This is a genomic window from Aeromonas sp. PI_26 (assembly GCF_027854445.1).
GTDB lineage: Bacteria > Pseudomonadota > Gammaproteobacteria > Enterobacterales > Aeromonadaceae > Aeromonas > Aeromonas veronii.
Window position 1 is genome coordinate 46,419 of the sequence record NZ_JAJNOE010000011.1, and the last position, 20,512, is coordinate 66,930.

Annotated in this window: 21 protein-coding genes and 1 tRNA gene; 11 read left to right on the top strand and 11 right to left on the bottom strand. The window is 58.0% G+C overall.

Features of this window, described 5'->3' with window-relative positions:
* Window positions 1–274: 274 nt before the first annotated feature.
* Complete coding sequence (gene yqhD, locus LRL22_RS12900; protein WP_139405384.1) at window positions 275–1,438, bottom strand: alcohol dehydrogenase; 1,164 nt, start codon at window positions 1,436–1,438, stop codon at window positions 275–277.
* A 157-nt stretch (window positions 1,439–1,595) separates the two neighbouring features.
* Here yqhD and LRL22_RS12905 point away from each other — a divergent pair, with 157 nt between their 5' ends.
* A complete protein-coding gene (locus LRL22_RS12905) occupies window positions 1,596–2,498 on the top strand; it encodes an AraC family transcriptional regulator (RefSeq protein ID WP_019446575.1) in 903 nt (300 codons plus the stop codon).
* Window positions 2,499–2,515: 17 nt separating this feature from the next.
* Complete coding sequence (locus LRL22_RS12910) at window positions 2,516–3,028, top strand: lipocalin family protein (protein ID WP_127007115.1); 513 nt, start codon at window positions 2,516–2,518, stop codon at window positions 3,026–3,028.
* Between the two features lie 65 nt (window positions 3,029–3,093).
* On the opposite strand, the gene LRL22_RS12915 is transcribed toward LRL22_RS12910, so the two are convergent.
* Both LRL22_RS12915 and LRL22_RS12920 read right to left on the bottom strand, forming a co-directional pair.
* Window positions 3,094–4,986, bottom strand: coding sequence for a methyl-accepting chemotaxis protein (locus tag LRL22_RS12915; RefSeq protein WP_216976618.1), 1,893 nt, complete (start codon window positions 4,984–4,986; stop codon window positions 3,094–3,096).
* A gap of 207 nt (window positions 4,987–5,193) precedes the next feature.
* Window positions 5,194–5,691 (bottom strand): lactoylglutathione lyase family protein, encoded by a 498-nt coding sequence (locus LRL22_RS12920; protein ID WP_216976617.1) that lies wholly within the window; start codon window positions 5,689–5,691, stop codon window positions 5,194–5,196.
* A gap of 100 nt (window positions 5,692–5,791) precedes the next feature.
* Here LRL22_RS12920 and LRL22_RS12925 point away from each other — a divergent pair, with 100 nt between their 5' ends.
* Window positions 5,792–6,664 (top strand): LysR family transcriptional regulator, encoded by an 873-nt coding sequence (locus LRL22_RS12925; protein WP_216976615.1) that lies wholly within the window; start codon window positions 5,792–5,794, stop codon window positions 6,662–6,664.
* Window positions 6,665–6,809: 145 nt separating this feature from the next.
* Here the strand turns inward: LRL22_RS12925 and LRL22_RS12930 are convergent.
* A tRNA-Trp gene (locus LRL22_RS12930) sits at window positions 6,810–6,886 on the bottom strand.
* A gap of 201 nt (window positions 6,887–7,087) precedes the next feature.
* On the opposite strand from LRL22_RS12930, the gene LRL22_RS12935 reads away from it, so the two are divergent.
* From LRL22_RS12935 to LRL22_RS12955, 5 genes are all read left to right on the top strand, one after another.
* On the top strand, window positions 7,088–7,630 hold the full coding sequence (locus LRL22_RS12935) for a hypothetical protein (RefSeq protein WP_216976612.1): 543 nt from the start codon (window positions 7,088–7,090) through the stop codon (window positions 7,628–7,630).
* 99 nt (window positions 7,631–7,729) lie between these two features.
* Entirely contained in the window at window positions 7,730–7,924 is a 195-nt protein-coding gene (locus tag LRL22_RS12940; protein ID WP_270905534.1) for a hypothetical protein, read from the top strand.
* Complete coding sequence (pyrB, locus tag LRL22_RS12945; RefSeq protein ID WP_005339735.1) at window positions 7,905–8,825, top strand: aspartate carbamoyltransferase; 921 nt, start codon at window positions 7,905–7,907, stop codon at window positions 8,823–8,825. Before LRL22_RS12940 ends, pyrB begins: the two co-directional genes overlap by 20 nt.
* A gap of 15 nt (window positions 8,826–8,840) precedes the next feature.
* Window positions 8,841–9,305, top strand: a complete 465-nt coding sequence (pyrI, locus tag LRL22_RS12950; protein WP_005339730.1) for an aspartate carbamoyltransferase regulatory subunit — start codon at window positions 8,841–8,843, stop codon at window positions 9,303–9,305.
* A gap of 200 nt (window positions 9,306–9,505) precedes the next feature.
* The gene (locus LRL22_RS12955) at window positions 9,506–9,997 is read left to right on the top strand and encodes an arginine repressor (RefSeq protein WP_005339728.1); all 492 of its coding nucleotides are present in this window, start codon (window positions 9,506–9,508) and stop codon (window positions 9,995–9,997) included.
* Between the two features lie 132 nt (window positions 9,998–10,129).
* Here LRL22_RS12955 and LRL22_RS12960 read toward each other — a convergent pair whose 3' ends face one another.
* The 4 genes from LRL22_RS12960 to arcA all read right to left on the bottom strand — a co-directional run bounded on the left by LRL22_RS12960 (window position 10,130) and on the right by arcA (window position 14,953).
* Window positions 10,130–11,536, bottom strand: a complete 1,407-nt coding sequence (locus tag LRL22_RS12960) for a YfcC family protein (protein ID WP_042063764.1) — start codon at window positions 11,534–11,536, stop codon at window positions 10,130–10,132.
* A 123-nt stretch (window positions 11,537–11,659) separates the two neighbouring features.
* Entirely contained in the window at window positions 11,660–12,664 is a 1,005-nt protein-coding gene (argF, locus tag LRL22_RS12965; protein WP_005339721.1) for an ornithine carbamoyltransferase, read from the bottom strand.
* Window positions 12,665–12,743: 79 nt separating this feature from the next.
* Window positions 12,744–13,670, bottom strand: coding sequence for a carbamate kinase (gene arcC, locus LRL22_RS12970; RefSeq protein ID WP_005339719.1), 927 nt, complete (start codon window positions 13,668–13,670; stop codon window positions 12,744–12,746).
* Window positions 13,671–13,732: 62 nt separating this feature from the next.
* The gene (gene arcA / locus LRL22_RS12975; RefSeq protein WP_005339718.1) at window positions 13,733–14,953 is read right to left on the bottom strand and encodes an arginine deiminase; all 1,221 of its coding nucleotides are present in this window, start codon (window positions 14,951–14,953) and stop codon (window positions 13,733–13,735) included.
* A 747-nt stretch (window positions 14,954–15,700) separates the two neighbouring features.
* Between arcA and LRL22_RS12980 the strand changes: the two genes are divergently transcribed.
* From LRL22_RS12980 to LRL22_RS12990, 3 genes are all read left to right on the top strand, one after another.
* Window positions 15,701–15,877, top strand: a complete 177-nt coding sequence (locus LRL22_RS12980; RefSeq protein WP_005339717.1) for a hypothetical protein — start codon at window positions 15,701–15,703, stop codon at window positions 15,875–15,877.
* Between the two features lie 97 nt (window positions 15,878–15,974).
* Complete coding sequence (locus LRL22_RS12985; protein ID WP_005339716.1) at window positions 15,975–16,622, top strand: AAA family ATPase; 648 nt, start codon at window positions 15,975–15,977, stop codon at window positions 16,620–16,622.
* Between the two features lies 1 nt (window position 16,623).
* Entirely contained in the window at window positions 16,624–16,989 is a 366-nt protein-coding gene (locus tag LRL22_RS12990; protein WP_270905535.1) for a CopG family transcriptional regulator, read from the top strand.
* A 740-nt stretch (window positions 16,990–17,729) separates the two neighbouring features.
* On the opposite strand, the gene hemN is transcribed toward LRL22_RS12990, so the two are convergent.
* Genes hemN through yihI form a run of 3 tightly spaced genes read right to left on the bottom strand, consistent with a single transcriptional unit; the run spans window position 17,730 to window position 20,174 of the window.
* Entirely contained in the window at window positions 17,730–19,103 is a 1,374-nt protein-coding gene (gene hemN, locus LRL22_RS12995; protein WP_270905536.1) for an oxygen-independent coproporphyrinogen III oxidase, read from the bottom strand.
* Window positions 19,104–19,134: 31 nt separating this feature from the next.
* Window positions 19,135–19,575 carry a DUF2489 domain-containing protein gene (locus tag LRL22_RS13000; protein WP_164537978.1) on the bottom strand — a complete coding sequence of 147 codons (441 nt, stop codon included), beginning with the start codon at window positions 19,573–19,575 and terminating at the stop codon, window positions 19,135–19,137.
* Between the two features lie 11 nt (window positions 19,576–19,586).
* Window positions 19,587–20,174 (bottom strand): Der GTPase-activating protein YihI, encoded by a 588-nt coding sequence (gene yihI / locus LRL22_RS13005; RefSeq protein ID WP_019445784.1) that lies wholly within the window; start codon window positions 20,172–20,174, stop codon window positions 19,587–19,589.
* Window positions 20,175–20,512 lie beyond the last annotated feature (338 nt).

The window sequence follows — 20,512 nt, forward strand, 5'->3', positions numbered from 1 at the left end:
CCCTGGCTACGATTAAAAAAAACAAACCAAATTAGAGGCTTATACCAGTAAAAACGGCTGAAAAAAGTGATCCAACCAGTCAAAAAAAATGTTTTACCGGCCCTCTATCTTAGCGTTTTTTGTTCTTACGAAATCCGCTTTCGTCTCACTTCTCGCAGCGAAACGCCGAAAAGTAACATTTTCCCAACAAAAGCGGGACCACTCAGCCGCCATATGGCGGGAGAGGGCCCCGGCAATTCAATCGTTTCGCCCGTTTGGCACCGATTGGCGGCCCTTACCAGGCCGCTTCATAAATATGCTGGCTCTGCACCAGATCGATATCGCTGTGCTCGCCCAGACGGGTCATGCCGTGCTCACCCAGCTTGCCGATCAGGGTGTCGATACCCAGATCTTTCAGACCGTAGTCGCGCAGTCGGGTCTTGACCCCCATCCGCTCGAAGAAGTCGCGGGTCGCGGCGATGGCATCGTCGATGCGCTCCGCTTCGCTACCGCTGTGCAGACCCCACACCCGCTCTGCGTATTGCAGCAGCTTGGCATGTTTCTGTTTGCGCTTGGCCTGCAGCAGGGCAGGCAGCACCACCGCCAGAGTCTGGGCGTGGTCGAGGCCGTGCAGGGCAGTCAGCTCGTGACCCAGCATGTGAGTGGCCCAGTCCTGTGGCACACCGGCACCAATCAGGCCGTTCAACGCCATGGTGGCGCTCCACATGATGTTGGCGCGCACCTCGTAGTTGTGCGGCTCGGCCAGCGCCTTGGGGCCCTCTTCGATCAGGGTCAGCAGCAAGCCTTCGGCGAAGCGATCCTGCACCTTGGCATTGACCGGATAGGTGAGGTACTGCTCCACGATGTGAACAAAGGCATCCACCACCCCGTTCGCCACCTGACGCTCGGGCAGGGTGTAGGTGAGCACCGGATCCAGCACGGCGAAGCGCGGCATCACGAACGGCGAGAAGAAGTGCACCTTGTCGCCACTGCTGCGACGGGTGATGACGGCGCCCATGTTCATTTCGGAACCGGTCGCCGGCAGGGTCAACACGGAACCGAGCGGGATGGCGGAACGCACTTCGCTGCCGACGGTCTCGAGAATGTGCCAGGGATCTTTGGCCAGATCGTAGTGCGCGGCAGCGGCGATAAACTTGGTGCCATCGAGCACGGAACCACCGCCAACGGCGAGCAGGAAGTCGACCCGCTCGGCACGGGCCAGCTCCACGGCGCCCATCAGGGTCTCGTAGGCCGGGTTCGGTTCGATGCCGCCAAATTCAAACAGGGTCATGCCAGCCAGCTCGTTGCGGATCTGTTCCAGCAGGCCGCTGCGTACCACGCTGCCGCCACCGTAGGTGATCATGACGCGGGCATCGCTCGGAAGCTGCTCGCGCAGCTGGGCGATCTGCCCTTGGCCGAACAAGATTTTGGTCGGAGTATGGAGAGTAAAGTTGTTCATCGACATTGCCTTCTTCTGATAGTCAGGGCGGCCTGGCCGCGAAATCGTGATTGCATTTTTCTCCAGAACCACCCTACCATCAAGACAACATCCTGCTTGATTCTTGCCTATTTCTACAAAGCAGCGAAAACCGGAACTGTCGAATCAAAGAGCGCCCATGCAAAACCGTTACAGCGACCTCGCCGCCAGATTGACCCGCCACGTCACCGCCCCCGGCATCACCCCGTCACCGGTGAAACAGGTCAACCTCATCTATACCACCGAGCACCATGGCCGCACCCCGGTGCTCTACCAACCGCGGATGATCGTTATCCTGCAGGGACACAAGGTGGGTTATCTGGCGGATCAAGTGTTTCGCTACGACCCCAACCACTATCTGCTGATGACCCTGCCGCTCCCTTGCGAGTGCGAGTGCTTCGCCTCCCCCGAGCAGCCGCTTATCGGTTTTACCATCGAGATCGATCTGGTCACCCTGCAAGAGCTGCTGCTGGAGCTGGGCGATGCCTTGCCCGCCCCCGCGCCGCAAAAGAGCGGTGTCCACTCGGTCCCCCTGTCGGAAACCATGTTTTGCGCCGCCGAGCGACTGATCGAGCTGATGGATAACCCGTTGCACGCCAGGGTGCTGGGGCCGCAGACGGTGCGGGAGATGCTGTTCCACGCTCTCACCGAGGGGGGCGGCCCGGCGCTGCAGGCGCTCGCCAATCGCCACAACCATGTGGGCCAGATCGCCAGGGTGCTGCGTATGATAGAGTCCCGTTATGCCGACAACCTCACCATGGAGGAGCTGGCGCGGGAGGTGAACATGAGCGTCTCCGCCTTTCACCACCACTTCAAGGCGGTCACTGCCACCTCGCCGCTGCAGTACATCAAGTCGTTTCGCCTGCACAAGGCGCGGATGATGATGCTGCATGACGGTATCAAGGCGGGCACCGCGGCAGCCAGAGTCGGTTACGAGAGCAACTCCCAGTTCAGTCGGGAGTACAAGCGCTTCTTCGGCAGCACGCCGACGGATCAGGCCTCCCGCTTCCGGGATGGCCAGCTGCGCATCATTGAGGGATAACAAGAGAGGGATTACTTATGCGTTCACTGCTTTGCCTGTTCACCGCTTTACTGCTGACGGCCTGTACCGGGATAGCCGATGGCATTCGCCCCGTTACCGGCTTCCAGCTCGATCGTTATCTTGGTACCTGGTACGAAATCGCCCGCCTCGACCACAGCTTCGAGCGGGGGCTGGAGCAGGTGAGCGCCACCTACAGCATGCGGGATGACGGTGGCGTCAAGGTGCTCAACCGCGGCAAGCAGAGCGATGGCAGCTGGCGCGAAGCCGAGGGCAAGGCCTACTTCGTCGGCAACCCGGACGAGGCGCGGCTCAAGGTGAGTTTCTTCGGCCCCTTCTACGGCGGCTACAACGTCATCGACCTCGACCCCGATTACCAGCTCTCGCTGGTGACCAGCTACAACCACGACTACCTCTGGATCCTCTCCCGCTCACCCAACCCGCCCAAGGCGAAAGTGGATGCGCTGGTCGCCAAGGCGAAGTCGCTGGGCTTTGCCACCGACCAGCTGATTTGGGTCAAGCAGACCCCTTAAGCCAGCCGTAAAAAAACAAAGGGCAGCCCGCGGGCTGCCCTTTCTGTTGCTGGAGTGGCGGGATGTCAGAGCCGGAAGCGGCCGATCTCCTGCTCCAGCCGCTCGGTCAACGACTTGAGTTCGGCCGCCTGCGCCGCCTCGCTGCCCGCCTGCTCGGCCAGCTCTTGCGAGACGTGGCGGATATTCTCGGTATTGCGGCTGATCTCGCCGGTCACTGAAGTCTGCTCCTCGGCCGCTGCGGCGATCTGGGTCGCCATGTCGCTGATGGAGCCGATCGCCTCGTTGATCCGGGCAAGGCTCTGGTTGGCCGCTTCGGCATCCTCGACGCTGGTACCCGCCAGCTGACGGCTGGTCTCCATGCCACCCACGGCGCGACGGGTAGTCTGCTGCAGGGTCTCGATCATCTGCTGGATCTCGTCGGTGGAGTCGTGGGTACGGCGCGACAGCACCCTCACCTCGTCCGCAACTACCGCGAAACCGCGCCCCTGCTCACCGGCCCGGGCCGCCTCGATGGCGGCGTTGAGCGCCAGCAGGTTGGTCTGCTCGGCGATGCCGCTGATGGTCGCCAGAATGCCGCTGATCTTCTGGGCATGGCTGTCGAGCTCATTGATGATCTGGCTGGCATCGGCCACTTCGTCCGCCAGACCGGTAATGCTGCGCTGACTCTGGCCAACCTGGGATTGACCGGCGACCGCCAGTGCAACCGCATCGGTGGCGGTAGTGGCGGCAAACTCGGCGTTACCGGCGATCTCCTGGGTAGCGGAGGCCATCTCGGTCACCGCGGTCGCCACCATCACGATCTCGTCCTGCTGCTGGCGTACCCGCTGACTGCGGGCCTGCGCCCCGGCCGCCTGGGCACGGGACTGGGCCGCCAGCTCGACGGTCACATCCCGCAACCGGCTGACGATACCGTGCAGCCGCGCCACAAACTGGTTGAAGTTCTGGGCCAGCTGACCCACCTCATCCTTGCTGTGAGTGTTGATGTGAACGGTGAGATCCCCCTCGCCGTGGGCAATGTCGTGCAGGGCGTGCGCGACCCGACCGAGATCGGCGAACAGGTATTTGAAGGTGGCGGTGAGCAGGGCGCTGAACACCAGCATCAGCACCAGGGTCAGCCCCACCAGCTCCCACAGCAGACTGCTGAGCGGCGCCTCCAGCACATCGCGATACATCACCATGGCCAGCAGCCAGTCGGTGCCCGGCACCGGTTGTACCGCCAGCAGCACATCCCGCCCGTCGAGAGTGGCGGCGTGCAGCTCGCTGTTCTCGCGGCCCCACTGCTGGAAGGTGGCGGCAGAGAGTCCCGGCGCCAGCTCGGCGATGGGCTTGAGCGCCAGATCCTTCTGCGGATGGCCGACGATGAGGCCGCTGCTGTCGAGCAGCATGGCGTAGCCCTCACCCTGCACCTTCATCGCCAGCACTTCGTCGATCAGCTTGTCGAGCGCCAGGTTGGCCCCCACGGCACCGACCAGCTCCCCCTGATGGAGTACCGGCTCGGAGAGGGTGACCACCAGCTTCTGCATGGTGACGCTGACATAGGGGGCGGTGACGATGAGCTGCCCCGCCTTCACCGCATCCTGATACCAGGGGCGCTCGCGCGGGTCATAGTTGCCGGTGTTGAGGGAGGGATCCTGCCGGGTCATCACCCCCTGCGCGGAGCCAAAATAGGTGAGCCCGAAGCCGCCCGAGGTGTAGGCCTGCTTCAGGTGCGGCACCAGCTCGGCTTGGGGGTTGTCGCTGATCAGGTTGACCAACGCATGGACGGTGTTCTTGCGATCCGTCATCCATTCGCCGATGGCGACCGAGTAGGCGTGGCCATAGTTGACCGCCTCGCTCTGGATGGCGCTCATGGTGCGGGATTTTAGGGTGTGAAAGGCAACGATGCCGAGCAGTGATGCCATCAGCAGCACTACGCCAAGACTGGTGGCCAGCAGCTTGCCGCGCAGAGAGAGGGTCATGACGACGAATCCTTGTTGTTGTGTCAGGCAGGGAAAACCCTGATGTATCAAAGGCTATCGGCCGCAATATGAACAGACTTTAGTGAATCTGTATATTTTCCCATCTATCAACAATAGAACGCGCTATTCGTGTGAACCAGATCGCTATTCCATGCTACTGACTCTTGTAACAACAAAGCAGCAGGCCGCCCTAAGGCGGCCTGTCACTTACCCCTGATATGCACCGGCGGAGTAGGTCAGCTCATAGCTGTGGCTGTAGATCTCGACGATATTGCCGAAGGGATCTTCCATGTAGACCATGCGGTAGGGTTTCTCGCCCGGGTAGTACTCGCGCACCGGCATCCGCTGCTTGCCGCCCGCCGCGACGATGCGCGCCGCCAGCCCCTCGACATCCGGATCCTGCACGCTGAAGTGGAACACCCCGCTCTTCCAGAATTCGAAGTTGTTTTCGCGCTGCTCGCTGTTGGGGAACTCGAACAGCTCGATGCCGATCTTGTCGCCGGTGGAGAGGTGGGCGATGCGGAAGGAGCCCCAGCCCGGGCCGAACACGTCGTTGCACATCACGCCGATGGCGGAATCATCCTCGGTGATGGTGGTCGCCGGCATGATGAGATACCAGCCCATCACCTTGGTATAGAACTCGACTGCCTTGTCGAGGTCAGTCACCGTGATGCCGATGTGGGAGAAGTTGCGTGGATAGGTCATACGTCACCTTGAAATTGTGTGTGGGAAACAGGTGATATGATAGGAAGGGGCGACATAATGAAAAATAAGGTCAAACTAATGGAAGGCATAAATTAAATTTATGGTTAATCCGCTCTGGCTCCACACCCTGGTGGTGGTGCATGAAACCGGCAGTTTTACCCGTGCCGCCGAACGGCTGGATCTCACCCAGGCCGCCGTCAGTCAGCATATCTCGCGCCTCGAGGCCGAATTCGGCCCCCTGCTGCTGCGCAAGCCTCGTCAGCTGGAGCTCACTCCGCGCGGGCTGGTGCTGCTCGACTTCGCCCGCCAGCAGGCGCAGGCCGCCGAACAGCTGCGGGCCCGTCTCTCTGACGACGACCCTCACCGCGGCGCCATCACCCTGTCCACCCCCGGCAGCATCGGCCTGCTGCTCTATCCCCTGCTGCTCGACCAGCAACAGGAGCACCCCGGACTCACCATCCAGCACCGTTTCGCCCCCACCCCCGACATAGTGCAGGCGGTATTGGCGGGGCGCAGCGATCTGGGACTGGTGGATCAACCGCCGGAGCACCCCAGCATCGCCGCCGAGCCCTTCGCCCGCGAACCCCTCTGTCTGGTGGTTCCCAACGATGGCGAGGAGCAGAGCTGGCAGCACCTCTGTCAGCTCGGCTTTATCGACCATCCGGATGGCCGCAGCATGGCACAACGCCTGTTGGGACGACGCTACCCCGGCCAGCGCGTTGACGAGATCCCCCTGCGCGGCTTTACCAACCAGATCGGCCTGATCCTGGAGCCGGTCGCCCGCGGCCTCGGCTTTACCGTGCTGCCCCGCTTCGCCGTCACCGCCTTTGCCCAGCAGGAGAAGATCCGGGTGATCCATAGCCGCATTGAAGTGATCGACACCCTCTGGCTGATCTACCGCGCCGAGTGGCCGCTCCCCGCCCGCCACCAGCGGCTGGTCACCGTCCTGAAACAGCGGGTTGCTGCACATTGAACGCTCTTGCGACAGACATCGAGATCAATCTGGCCACAGTCACCGGACTGCTAACGGCAAGAAGGAGAAGAGAAAGGAGAGAGGGATAAATTGGCGAACGCCGGAAATGCGAAAGGCCAGCTCAATGAGCTGGCCTTTCTGAAAATGGCAGGGGCGGCAGGACTCGAACCCGCAACCATCGGTTTTGGAGACCGCTGTTCTACCAATTGGAACTACGCCCCTGCAACAAACGAGGCGTAGTATACAAAGTGGAGATCAAAGGTAAAGGCTTTTTTTACGCTTTCGATGCGATTGCACAAATCCCGAACAAGTCGCGGTTGTTTGTGCAGCAAAGCGGGATAACTTGCTGTATTTGCAGCCCTGCCGGGGTAGGAATGGGACATAAATGGGGGTAGGGTGAAATCAGGTACCGGGAGGCCACTTATGCTCAATTACCGATTGCTCCAACAACTGGCGCCCCTCAATTTCAGGGATGAACGCAAGACAGAGGCCCTGCCCGCCTATCTTGAACGGGTCGCGCCGCTGGTGCCCTTTATTCCTGAAAATGTGCTTTCCCAGTGGATTTACCGTCATTGGCGCGGTTTTGAGTCCAACTGGAGCTTTATCGATCTCGCCAGCCATCAGTTCACCTGTGAAAGCTGGCCCACCGCGCAACTGGTGGATCAGATAGACTCCCACCATATGGAGGTGATCGAGCGCTGGGGCGAGATGCTGCGCAGCAACCGCTATGTCCGTCGCTCCTGGCTCGGCGAGAAGATGCTGAGCGAAGGCACCTGGCCCGAACCTGTCATCGTGCTGGTGCCCGCCGAGGGGTGCAGTTACCCGAACGGGCAACCGCTGCCACAACCATACTGCCTGCTGGAAGGGCACCACAGACTCGGTTATTTGCGCGCCATGGCCCGCGATGGGGAATCGCTGCAAGAGACGCACAAGGTGTGGATTTGTCGTCATGTTTCCGCCACTTAAACGTTTTTCACGCTGAAATTGGCATCAGAAATAAAATTTTGACAATTAAAAAAGCGGCCCTATAATCTGTCCGTTTTTGAAAAAGGTCGGGACGAAACGATGCAGTTTTTGATTCAGAAAACAGCCTTGCAGACGGGTGGTGCGCACCAGAGCGGCCCCATTTTTTCCGGTTCCCACCCCAAAGATCCCCAGTTATTTTTAAAAAAAGCCCCTGTTTCAGGGGCTTTTTTTTGTGCCCGAAAAACCTCCAATGATGTCAAAGGGAATGCAGACGATGACCAATCCACTCTATAAGAAACATGTCATCTCCATTTCGGACCTGACCCGGTCAGAAATGGAACTGGTAGTCTCAACCGCACAACGGTTGAAGGCTGAACCTGACACCAGCCTGTTGAAAGACAAGCTGGTTGCCAGCTGCTTCTTCGAAGCCTCCACCCGCACCCGCCTCTCCTTCGAGACCGCGGTACAGCGCCTTGGCGGCAACATCATCGGCTTCGCCGACGGTGGCAACACCAGCGCCAAGAAGGGCGAGACGCTGGCTGACTCCATCAAGATCATCGGCTCCTACTCGGATGCGGTGGTGATGCGCCACCCGAAAGAGGGTGCGGCCCGTCTAGCCTCCGAATTCTCCCGCGTGCCGGTCATCAACGGCGGCGACGGCTCCAACCAGCATCCGAGCCAGACCCTGCTCGACCTGTTCACCATCCATGAGACCCAGGGCCGTCTGGACAACCTCAACGTCGCCTTCGTCGGTGACCTGAAATATGGCCGCACCGTGCACTCGCTGGCCCAGGCCCTCAGCCTGTTCAACTGTCGCTTCTTCTTTATCTCCCCGGAAGCGCTGGCGATGCCGGACTACATCTGTGAAGAGCTGGAAGAGAAGGGCATCCAGTTCAGCGTCCACCAGACCATGGAAGAGGTGATGCCGGAGCTGGACATCCTCTACATGACCCGCGTCCAGAAAGAGCGCTTCGACGAGACTGAATACAAGCACATGGCCGCCAAGTTCATTCTGGAACTGGCGACTCTGGAAGGGGCCAAGCCCACCATGAAGATCCTGCATCCCCTGCCCCGCGTCGACGAGATCGATGTAGCGGTCGACAAGACTCCCCACGCTTGCTACTTCCAGCAGGCGGAGAACGGGGTCTATGCACGCCAGGCGCTGCTGGCACTGGTACTGAACGAAACTGTCTGAGCTTAGGGGAATATCATGTCTGACAAGAACCAACTGCAAGTCGAAGCCATCCGTCACGGCTCCGTCATCGATCACATCCCCGCTGGCCAGGGCATCAAGATCCTCAAGCTGTTCCAGCTGGTCGAAACCCAGGAGCGGATCACCGTCGGCTTCAACCTGAAATCCGGCGCGCTGGGCAAGAAGGATCTCATCAAGATTGAGAACACCCGCCTGACCGAGCAACAGGCCAACCAGCTGGCGCTGTTCGCCCCGAAAGCGACCGTCAACATCATCGAAGACTTCAATGTGGTGAAGAAGCACCAGCTGGAGCTGCCGGAGTTCATCGCCGGGGTGTTCCACTGCCCCAACTCCAACTGCATCTCCCACAACGAGCCGGTAGACAGCTACTTCCGGGTGCGCGAAGTGAAAGGCGTCGTGCGGATGAAGTGCAAATATTGCGAGAAGTCCTTCACTCAGGACATCGTCAGCGAGCGTTACTGATATCTGATTGGGCCCTGCGGGGCCCATTTTTGAACCCTGTCACATCACCGAATTTCCAGTCAGCTATAATTTGCCATCGCAAGATGGTAATGCCCGCTCATTCCCTGCATATAGATGGATTATCAGTGTTTTTGCCTGATAACTGACTGCTATGGCAGATATCGCGCGTTTACCTCCGGTCATCATCAAAGGAATTCGCCGTGGTCAAAACCCTCAGTCGTCCCGTTGCCCAAGAGCCCGATCTGGCCCAGCTGGATGCCTGTCGCCAGATCATCGGTCAGCACTGCTACAGCACCCAGGAAGAGATCCGCCGCGAGCTGTCGGAGCGCGGCTTTGCCGACATCAGCCAGTCCACCATCTCCCGCCTGCTGCGCCGCCTCGGCGTGGCCAAGGCCCAAAATGCCAACGGCAAGAAGGTCTACACCCTGGTCGACGAGCAGCTGGAACCCGCTGGCAGCACCCGCTCTATCCACGACATGGTGCGCGAAGTGGTACACAACCAGCAGATGGTGCTGATCCACACCACTCCGGGAGCCGCCACCGTGGTGGCCCGCCTGCTGGATCGCAACGCCAATCCCGAGATCATGGGCGCCGTCGCAGGCAATGACGTGGTGCTGGTCGCGCCGCGCCATATCAGCCGTACCCGTCAGGCCCATGCCGCCGTGGTGCGCACACTGGCGCAGGCCCGCTAAGCTCTCTCCCCCAAATGCACTGAGGCGACCCGCGGGTCGCCTTTTTGTTGCCTGCTACTTTGTGCCCATCACTTCTTGCGCCCATAAAAAACGGGAGCCCGCAGGCTCCCGTTTCATCTTGCTTGTTATCCCTCAGGAGAGCACGGCGCCCAGGCTCAGGCAGACCACAATCAGCACGGTCAGGATACCGAGCAACGGAGCCACCCACTTCAGCCAGCGCACATAAGGCACCTTGGCAATGGCCAGGCCGCCCATGACCACGGCGGAGGTCGGGGTCACCAGGTTCACCAGACCGGAGGCTGACTGGTAAGCAGTCACCACCAGATCGCGGCCCACGTTGGCGAAGTCGGCCAGCGGCGCCATGATCGGCATGGTCAGTACGGCCAGACCGGAGGAGGACGGCACCAGGAAGGAGAGCACCACTTCCAGCACGAACATCACGTTGATAAAGACGATGGTGGAGAGGCCAGTCACGATCCCTTCTGCACTGTGCAAAATGGTGTGAGTGATCATGCCATTATCCATTACCACCACGATACCGCGGGCGATACCGATGATCAGCGCCACCCCCAGCAGGTCGCGAGCACCGTCGATAAAGTTGGAAGTCAGCTCCTCCTCGCTCATGCGGGAGATGATACCGACGATGATGGCGGCAGCCAGGAACACACCGGAGATCTGCGCCATCCACCAGCCCAGCACGGCCACACCGTAGATCATCACGGCGAAAGCGGCGACGAAGATACCCAGCACGATTTTACGGGTCAGGGTGAACTCCAGCATCTGGTCGCTCTTGTTGCCGAGGAAGTGGGCACGGTTCTCTTCCCACTTGTCAGCCACCAGGGATTTGCTCGGATCGCTGCGCACCATCTTGGCGTAACGCATGACGTAGGCAACGCAGAGCAGCCAACCGGCAACCAGCATGGCGACGCGCAGCCAGATACCGTCGGTGAAGGAGATACCCGCGGCGTTGGCGGCGATAACGGTGGCAAACGGGTTGATGGTGGAACCCAGAGTACCGATACCGGCACCCAGCAATACGGTTGCAGCCGCCACCACAGGGTCGAAGCGTGCGGCCATCATCACTGGCACCAGCAGGGTGTAGAACGGCAGCGACTCTTCGGCCATCCCGTAGATGGTGCCACCTGCGGCAAACAGCGCCATCAGGATCGGGATCATCCACTCTTCCCGGCCGCGCAGGCGGTCGGTCACACGTTCGATACCGGCATCGATGGCACCTGTCTTGGTCACAATGCCAAGAAAACCACCGATGATCAGGATAAAGAGGGAGACGTCGATGGCGCCTGCCTCATAGGTGTCGTGGTTGTAGAGGCCATCGATAGGTGCCAGCAGCACGTCGACGATCCCCTGGGGATTCCCCTCCACCAGTTTGTAGGTACCCGCCACCGGCACTTCTTTGCCGAGGGCTTCGTTCATGGTCATCTCATATTTGCCGGCCGGCACTATCCAGCTCAGGGCGGCCACCAGGGCGATCAGCACAAACAGTATCGTGTAGGCTGACGGGAACTTGAATTTGGTCATGGTCCAGCTTCCTTCTGTGGGTGTGGTATCCATGCAGGCTGCGGGTTGTAGGGTTAGAGGTATTATGCCGCTGTCACATGGTCGAAAAGCCGGGGGTCGCCCCCCGGCACCACTACTGCGACCTTAGTCGCCCAGCGTAGCAACCATCACTGCCTTGATGGTGTGCATCCGGTTTTCGGCCTCGTCGAACACGATGCTGTGCTCGGATTCGAACACGTCCTCGGTCACTTCCAGGCCTTTCATGCCATATTTGTCAGCTACTTCCTTGCCCATGGTGGTCTCGTCGTTGTGGAACGCCGGCAGGCAGTGCATGAACTTCACATCCGGGTTCTTGGTGGCGTTGATGACATCCATGTTGACCTGATACGGGGTCATCAGTTTGACGCGCTGATCCCAGGCTTCTTTTGCTTCACCCATGGATACCCAGACGTCGGTGTAGAGGAAATCAGCACCGAGCACACCCTCTTTCACATCTTCGGTCAGGGTAATGCGTGCGCCGGTCTCTTCGGCGATCAGGCGGCACTTGGCAACCAGCTCCTCTTCCGGCCAGAAGGCTTTCGGTGCAACCAGACGGATGTCCATGCCCATTTTGGCAGCGCCGACCATCAGGGAGTTACCCATGTTGTTGCGAGCATCACCCAGGTAGGCGAACTTGATTTGATCCAGACGCTTGCCCTTGCCGTGTTCCAGCATGGTCATGAAGTCGGCCAGGATCTGGGTCGGGTGGAATTCGTTGGTCAGTCCGTTCCAGACCGGGACACCGGCGTAGGCGCCCAGCTCTTCCACGATCTCCTGACCGTAGCCGCGGTATTCGATACCGTCATACATGCGACCCAGTACACGAGCGGTGTCCTTCATGGACTCCTTGTGACCGATTTGGGAACCGCTTGGGCCAAGGTAGGAGACTTGCGCGCCCTGGTCGAAGGCCGCCACTTCAAACGCACAACGGGTACGGGTGGAGGTCTTCTCGAAAATCAGGGCGATGTTCTTGCCGACCAGATGCTTGCGCTCGTAGCCACCGTATTTGGCTTTCTTCAGGTCGATGGCCAGGTCGATCATGTATTGGATTTCGCGCGGGGTGAAGTCCAGCAGTTTCAGGAAGTTACGGTTACGCAGATTAAAAGCCATGATGAGTTCTCTCTATATATGTTTCAGACCAGTTCGGGCAGTAGTGTTGACTACGCATTCTCAGTACAGATGTCGGTAATTACGCATGTACGGTGCGGGTGGCGACGATATTGGTGCCGGCTTCACCCTTGAGGATGGCGAGGCCATCTTCCAGAGAGCCGATGCCGACCATGCCGCCGGTCGCTTTGACAAATTCACAAGAGGCTTCGACTTTCGGTCCCATGGAACCTGCGTCGAACTTGACCCCGGCCAGCTCGTCCGGGCTGGTGACTCGCAGCGGACGCTGGGTCGGTTTGCCCCAATCCAGATAGACGGCATCGGCGTCGGTCAGGATCAGCAGGGCGTCGGCCTTGATCTGCTTGGCCAGATAGGCGGCAGACATGTCCTTGTCGATGACGGCTTCGATACCGGTCAGGCTCTGGCCATCCCAAGTCACAGGGATGCCGCCACCACCGGTACAGATGATGAGGTGGCCTTGGGCAATCAGGGTTTCGATGGCATCGCCTTCGACGATGCGCTGGGGCAGCGGGGACGGCACCACGCGGCGGAAGAACTTGCCGTCAGCCTTGACCACCCAGTGCTTCTCTTCTGCCAGGGTGCGGGCTTCAGCCTCTTCGTAGACGGGGCCGATAAATTTGGTCGGGTTGGCGAATGCCGGATCCTTGGGATCGACCTGCACCTGAGTCAGCAGCGCGGTGACGTTGCGGCTCGGCATCAGGTTTTTCAGCTCCTGGATCAGCATGTAGCCGATCATGCCTTGGGACTCGGCACCCAGCACATCCAGCGGATAGGGGGATACCTTGGTATAGGCGCTGTTTTGCAGGGCCAGCAGGCCGACTTGCGGGCCGTTGCCATGCACCAGCACCACGTTGTACTCCTGAGCGATCAGGGCGATGGTCTTGGCGGCAGTTGCGATGTTCTTGCGCTGGATATCCGCTTCCAGTGGCTCACCACGACGGAGCAGTGCATTGCCACCCAGAGCGACGACGACAGTTGGTTTTTTCATAGTGGTTAATCTCGAGTTTGGTTCTGTGTGGCGCCAGCTTCTGCCGGCGCCACGCCGTCTCATCAGATGCTGTCGCGTTCCATCGGGCAGCTCATGCAGCGGGCGCCGCCGCGGCCACGGCCCAGTTCATCACCCGGGATGGAGAGAACTGTGATACCAGCTTTGTCATATTTCTCGTTGGTGTAGGTATTGCGCTCGTAGCCCACCACCACGCCGGGACGCACGGTCAGCACGTTGTTGGCGTCGTTCCACTGCTCGCGTTCGGCTTCGAAGCTGTCACCACCAGTGGTGATGATCTTCAGCTGATCCACGCCCAGTGCTTTCTCGATAGCGGTGACGAAGTAACCCTCTTCCTTGATGTTCATGCCGGTGGCGCCGCCCGGAGTCAGGCTCCAGCACTGCACATCCTTGCGGATCACTTCCGGATAAACGGAGAAGGTGTCGATATCCATGTGGGTCATCACGGTATCCAGGTGCATGCAGCTGCGGTGCTTCGGCAGCTCCATGGCGATGACCTGCTTGGCCTGACCATGTTTGAACAGGCTGCGAGCCAGGTGCTCGACACCTTGCGGGGTGGTGCGCTCGGACATGCCGATCAGCACAGCGCCGCGGCCGATAACCAGTACGTCGCCACCCTCGATGGTGGAGTTGTCGTAGTCACGCTCCTCGTCACCGAAGTACTTGATGAAGTCCTGACCGGCAAACATCGGGTGCCAGCGGTAGATGGCCTTCACATGGTTGGTCTCGCGGCGACGAGCCGGCTTGGCCATCGGGTTGATGGAGACGCCACCGTAAACCCAGCAGGAGGTGTCACGGGTGAAGAGGTGGTTGGGCAGCGGTTCGATGATGAAATCGGTCGGAGCGTGCATGCCCACTACCATGTTGACGCCGCTGTAGGGCATCTCGGAGTAAGTCAGGCCGCCGGAGAGAATGCGGGCCAATTCGCGATGCGGCATGTCAGCCAGGAAGCAGCGCACGTCGTTGGCAAAAGAAGAGCCGAGGCGGTAGTCGGAGACCTGATGTTGCAGCAGCCAGGTTTTGGCTTCCGGCACATCCAGGGTTTCCGCCAGCAGATTGGTCAGCAGGAAAACTTCGACATTCTGATCGCGCAGTACCTGAGCGAATTTGTCGTGCTCCTGACCGGCGCGTTCAACTGACAGGACGTCATCGAACAGCAGATCCTGGCAGTTGGAAGGAGTCAGACGCTTCAGACTGAGGTTGGGGCGGTGCAACATGACACGGCGCAATTGGCCAACTTCAGAACCTACATAAAATTTGCTCATGATTATATTCCGTCTAGCAGTGGTCCCTGCGAGTGATTGAATAGATTCCTTCTATTCATGCTCGTGGCTAAGGCGGGATATTCTTTATGTAGGGTAATCGGCTTATGTTCTATCCTGCCCTTGCCTTTCGAGACCGAGGTTAACCCTGCAAATCGCGACAAACTTAGACATTGATCACATTCACTCAGAACTGAATATATTCACCATCCAATCTATGACCCCGGTAGCAAATTGCGCATTTTCCAAACAAATAGCACCGAATAACCATGCAAAACCACCCTGCTATATTTCAGATTGATTCATTTTTTATTCATGCCTGTTCACTGGAGTGATTAAATGCAAATAACAAAAACCGTTAAAAATCATTACTGTAAATAACTTTACAAATAGAATTTGAATATTACTCCCTAGGTATTGAATACATCGCCGTGACGGGAGGAATGCGGGAGAAATAAATACTCACATCGACCACATTCACTGCATAAATCTTTTCTTGTTCCAGATCATGGCATTGATGCCAACCCCATCAGGCTCGGCCTTATAAGTCATCACCTCTTTGTGCAGTTCAACTTAATATGCACAAAGTCCGCATCAAGGTGGGCAGCCATCCTCGTCGGTCATCACAACGCCTTTTGATACTTTTTTCATTAATTGAATTTATTCGTCTCACCTTGCGCTGGCGCCAACCTCGACTTAACTCAGAAAGTGATCCAGATCACACAGGAATGGCACTACCAAGGAGTTGTTATGAAGATGAAACCCATGCTGTTGCTCGCGACTTTGCTGCTCTCTGCGCTCCCCACCCTCAGTCAGGCTGAAGGAGCCCCTGCCATGCCCATGGTGGTCTGCCATGTCGACAAGGCCCCTCAAATGCTGGTGCCTGACTATGTCTGCCGCTGGCAGGGAGGCAGCGTTCATTACTAGTCGAAACAACGAGAGGAGCATCACTCCTCTCGCCTTGTGATGAGACAGGCCCCTCCTATACTGAAATCAGCGGTTTTCTCATGGATAGGGGAACGTCATGATCTTGTTGGTCGGTGGAGAGAAGGGGGGGAGTGGCAAGAGCTGCCTGGCACAAAATCTGGCGGTCTACCTCAGATCCCAATTTCAGGGGGAGGTATTACTGGTCGACTGCGACCCTCAGCGCACCACCTCTGACTGGATTCAGGAGCGCAATGACAACCCGGAGCTGCCACAAATCAACTGCGTACAGCTCTATGGTAATATTCGCAACGACCTGCTCAGCCTGAAAAACCGCTACGACTACGTCATCGTCGATTGCGGCGGGCAAGATAACCGGGCTCTGCGCTCCACCATGGCTGTCGCCACCCACGCCCTGATCCCCTTGCGCCCGAAACGTCGCGACCTCAAGACCCTGCCCCACATGGAAGATCTCATCACCACCTGCAAGATGGTCAACCCGACCCTCAATGCAGCCGTAGTGCTGACCCAGTGCCCCGCCCTGCCCAATCAGGTAAAACGCATTCTGGAAGCGAAAGAGGTTTGCTCCTCGTTCGGTGTCGACGTCCTGAACGCCATCACCTATGGCCGCAACGTCTATGACGACAGCGAAGAGAAGGGACTGTCGGTGATGGAGATCGAGCCGGATGGCAAATCCGCCGAAGAGATCCGGGCCATCGCCAAAGAGTTCCTGCAAGTGGGGGTGTGAGATGGGTCTGGCCGATCTGAAGAAAAAGCACCAGCTGCATCACCAGAAGAAGTTCACCGTCGACGAATTTATCGAAGATGCGGATTTCTACGCCAAGGGCAAACCCAAGGTGGTCAGCCTTGAACTGGGCCTGCATCGTGACGAGGCGTTGTCGGCGCTGGCCTTTATCGAGAGTGGCGAGCACCTGAAGCCCAGCTACAAAAAAGCCACTTTCTCCATGAGCACGGTGGCCATCGACGAGCTGGGTAATCTGACCCAGCAAGATGGCATGAACAAGTCCCTGTTGCTGCGCCTCTTTACCCATTACTTCTCTTCGCTGACTCCTGAAGAACGCCAGACCATCTATGAGCGGCTCAACCAGCGCTAATAATTTCTCCATTCAGCCGCTCTTTGTGTGCCTCGCCCACTCACCCCGAATGACCATCATCAGACGGCAAAATCTGTTTCTGAAGCAACCAAAACGCCGCGTAAGAGATCTGCCATTCCAGATGTAAGCCAACAGCCGAAAAGATCCCCGAGATAATCGGAAGATAAGATCTTAAAACATGAAGATGATTAACTTAACCAGCTGTTTATAAATGAAAAAATAGAAACCCATAACTTTCGAAATAGCTAATGACAAAAACGTTTTCCAATCTGGCGTTGTAGCCGGTTATAAAATCCTTATAGTTACTCATGCACGGACGCAATGAAGTCGGTCAGGAAGGCTGGCTGCCAGGGTTGGGCAAATGGACTCACCACAGGATGTGGCAAAGGACACCTCCCGGGACGGAGAAAGTGCGACGGGACAGGATGACTCGTCAGGCCAAGATGGCTAAAGGACACCCCAAAGGATTGGGAAGGGGAAACCTAAAGGAAGAGGTAAACAGTCAGGGATTGCAGGGAGCAACTTCGTTCAAGGATCTGAGCGATACGACTACCGGGGGCGACGCAAGTCGCCCCCATCTTTTTATCTGCATTTCACCGTCCCCTTGCTTGGCTTTCAATTGCTTGCCTCAGCGCAGAGACTTCTTACCAGAACCTTCCCGACCCGCTGCTTAAGCAAAAATACAGATGAGAAAGGCGCCACGATGGCGCCCTTCTCTGTTTTCTAATCGGCAAACAAGCTTATATCACGCGAGAGAACTGCTGCTGGCGTGCCTTGTTGCGCAAGTACACGTCAAAACACATGCAGATATTGCGGATCAGCAGCTGCCCGGTGGAGGAGACCTCCAGACCATCCTCCGTCATACGCACCAATCCATCGTTGATGAAGGTCTGCAGCAGCTTGAGATCGTCGGCAAAATACTCTCTGAAATTGAGCCCGTGCGCCTGCTCGACAGTGGCAAAGTTCAGGCGGAAATCACAGATGAGCCGCTTGATCACCTCACGGCGGATCAGATCATCCTGATTGAGCGAGCAGCCTTTCCACTGGGCATGACCCAGCTCTGCAACCTGTGCGTAATAGGTCTTGAGCTCTTTCTGATTCTGGGAGTAGGCATCACCGATCATGCTGATGGAGGAGACCCCCAGCCCCAGCAGATCGCAATCACCTTGAGTGGTATAGCCCTGGAAGTTGCGGTGCAGCTTGCCCTCGCGCTGCGCGACCGCCAGTTCGTCATCGGGTTTGGCAAAATGGTCCATGCCTATGAACTGGTAACCCTGACCGGTCAGGAAGGCGATGGTATCCTGCAGCATGGCCAGCTTCTCCTGCGGCGCAGGCATATCCACCTCTTTCAACTTGCGCTGGGCGGCAAAGCGGCTCGGCAGATGGGCATAGTTGAAGATGGAGAGGCGCGCCGGATCCGTCTTGAGCACCTCTTCCAGCGTATGGTGGAAACTGGCACGATCCTGATGCGGCAGGCCATAGATAAGGTCGAGGTTGGTCGAGCGGAAGCCTAGTTCACGGGCCCGTTCCAACATGGCTTTAATAAAGTCGTTGTCCTGCTCGCGGTTGACCGCAACCTGCACATCCTTGTTGAAGTCCTGCACCCCGAGGCTGATGCGGTTGAAGCCGACGTCTCGCAGCACATCCAGCATGGTAATGGCAATCTCGCGCGGATCGACCTCGATGCTGAACTCCCCCTCTTCGGCGAAATGGAAGTGCTCACGCAGCATGGCCATCAGGCGGCGCGTTTGCGCTTCATCCAGATAGGTGGGTGTACCGCCACCCCAGTGCAGCTGGGTGACCATACGGTGCTTGAAGAGCGGGGCTTGCGCCTTGATCTCCTGCTCCAGGTAGTCGAGGTACTCGTCAGCCTTGTGCTGATGGCGGGTAATGACCTTGTTGCAGCCGCAGTAGTAGCAGAGCTTGTGACAGAAAGGGATGTGCACGTAGAGCGACAGATTGCGCTCGGGATACTGGCCGGCAGCGCGGACAAAATCCGGATAGCCGAAGCTCTCGTTGAACTCCAGCGCAGTGGGATAAGAGGTATATCGCGGGCCACTGTAGTTATATTTTTCGATCAGGGCCTGATCCCACACAATCTGTTCTGCTTGCACGCTTGCTTCCTCTCTTGTTGTTATTGTTGGCTCACCGACCTAACTGAAAATCCTTCAGCTGGGCCACATCCTTGAGGATCTGAGCCTCCAGCTCGGCCTCGTAGCCGCTGCGTTCGAGATCCATCTTCATCACTTCATTGCGCTTGAGGGCGCGTCTGGCCTCATGAGTCGGCATATCTTTCACCTTCTCATACAGCCCGTACAGACCCGGGAACTCGGCAACGAACGCTCGTCCCCCCTTGATCTGCAACGCATCCAGCAGATTGGTCAGCCGAATGGCGCCTTCGGAGTAATCGCACTGCCCCTCCTGCACCGCATGAGCAATGACCCGTACGCTCTCCAGAATTCGTTCATTGCGAGCAGTAATAGCCCGCCACTGCATCGCTTGCTGCCGTCTCAGCCTGGCCAGCAGCATGCCTGCATAGATGGCCAACCCTGACAAAATCAGGCCGCCCAACAGGGCGGCCAGCATCCATCCACTCATCACTTTTTCTTCGGCTCAGGCTTGGGTTCCGGCTTGAAATCGACCTGGTTGAAACGGTCCCACAGCTCCTCTTCGGAGGCTGGTTTCTGCTCGTCGAACTCGGCGTCATCGCCATCATCAAACGGCAGCTCATCATCTTCATCATCGTCGTTGTCGATGATGCCCAACTCATCCATCAGCTCCTGATAACGGTCGACACGCTGATCAACCCAGGCCTGCTCGGCCGCTTCCAGGGTTTCACCTGCATCAAGACGATCCAGCAGATCATTCAAGCGATCATCGTTTTCGATGGAAGCCAGCTCCTGCTCGGGGGTCATCACCAGCTTCTTCTCTTTCACCGCCTTGGGTGCTGCCGGCTTCTTCTGTTTGTCATCCACCACCAGAACTACCGGCTTGCGGGAACCGATACGCGGATCTTTGGACTGGCTGTTGCCAGACTTGTTCTTCGGCTGTTCAACTTGCTGACGAGAACCAGCCTTCAGGCCCTTTCGCTTGGCAGCCCGTTTACGCTCACGGCCTTCCTGAGCACTGACATCAGATTCTTTGCGCTTGCCAGTAGGCTTGCGAGTGGGTTGTTTGGCAGACATGAATGGCTAACTCCGAAAATAACTGGTTTGACCCGTACCCGGGATGATCTCACCCGGTGGGATACGATGCGAGGAACAGTAAGGCTGGAACAAGAGCAGGATCCCGCACCAATCCGGCCCAATCAGGCCACTGAACACCGCAGGATCGGTATCCTCTGGGCATGTTGCTGGTATTTTGACACAGAATGGCTAATCGGGTTAATGACCCAAAAGAAAAAAGGCAGCCGAAGCTGCCTTGATATGTTCATGCGTGCGCCATCCTGAATGGCAAAACAGTCTGTTTCGTCCTCTCCATGACAACTTGTCGCCGCATCATATCGTTGTGTGGTCATCCTGAC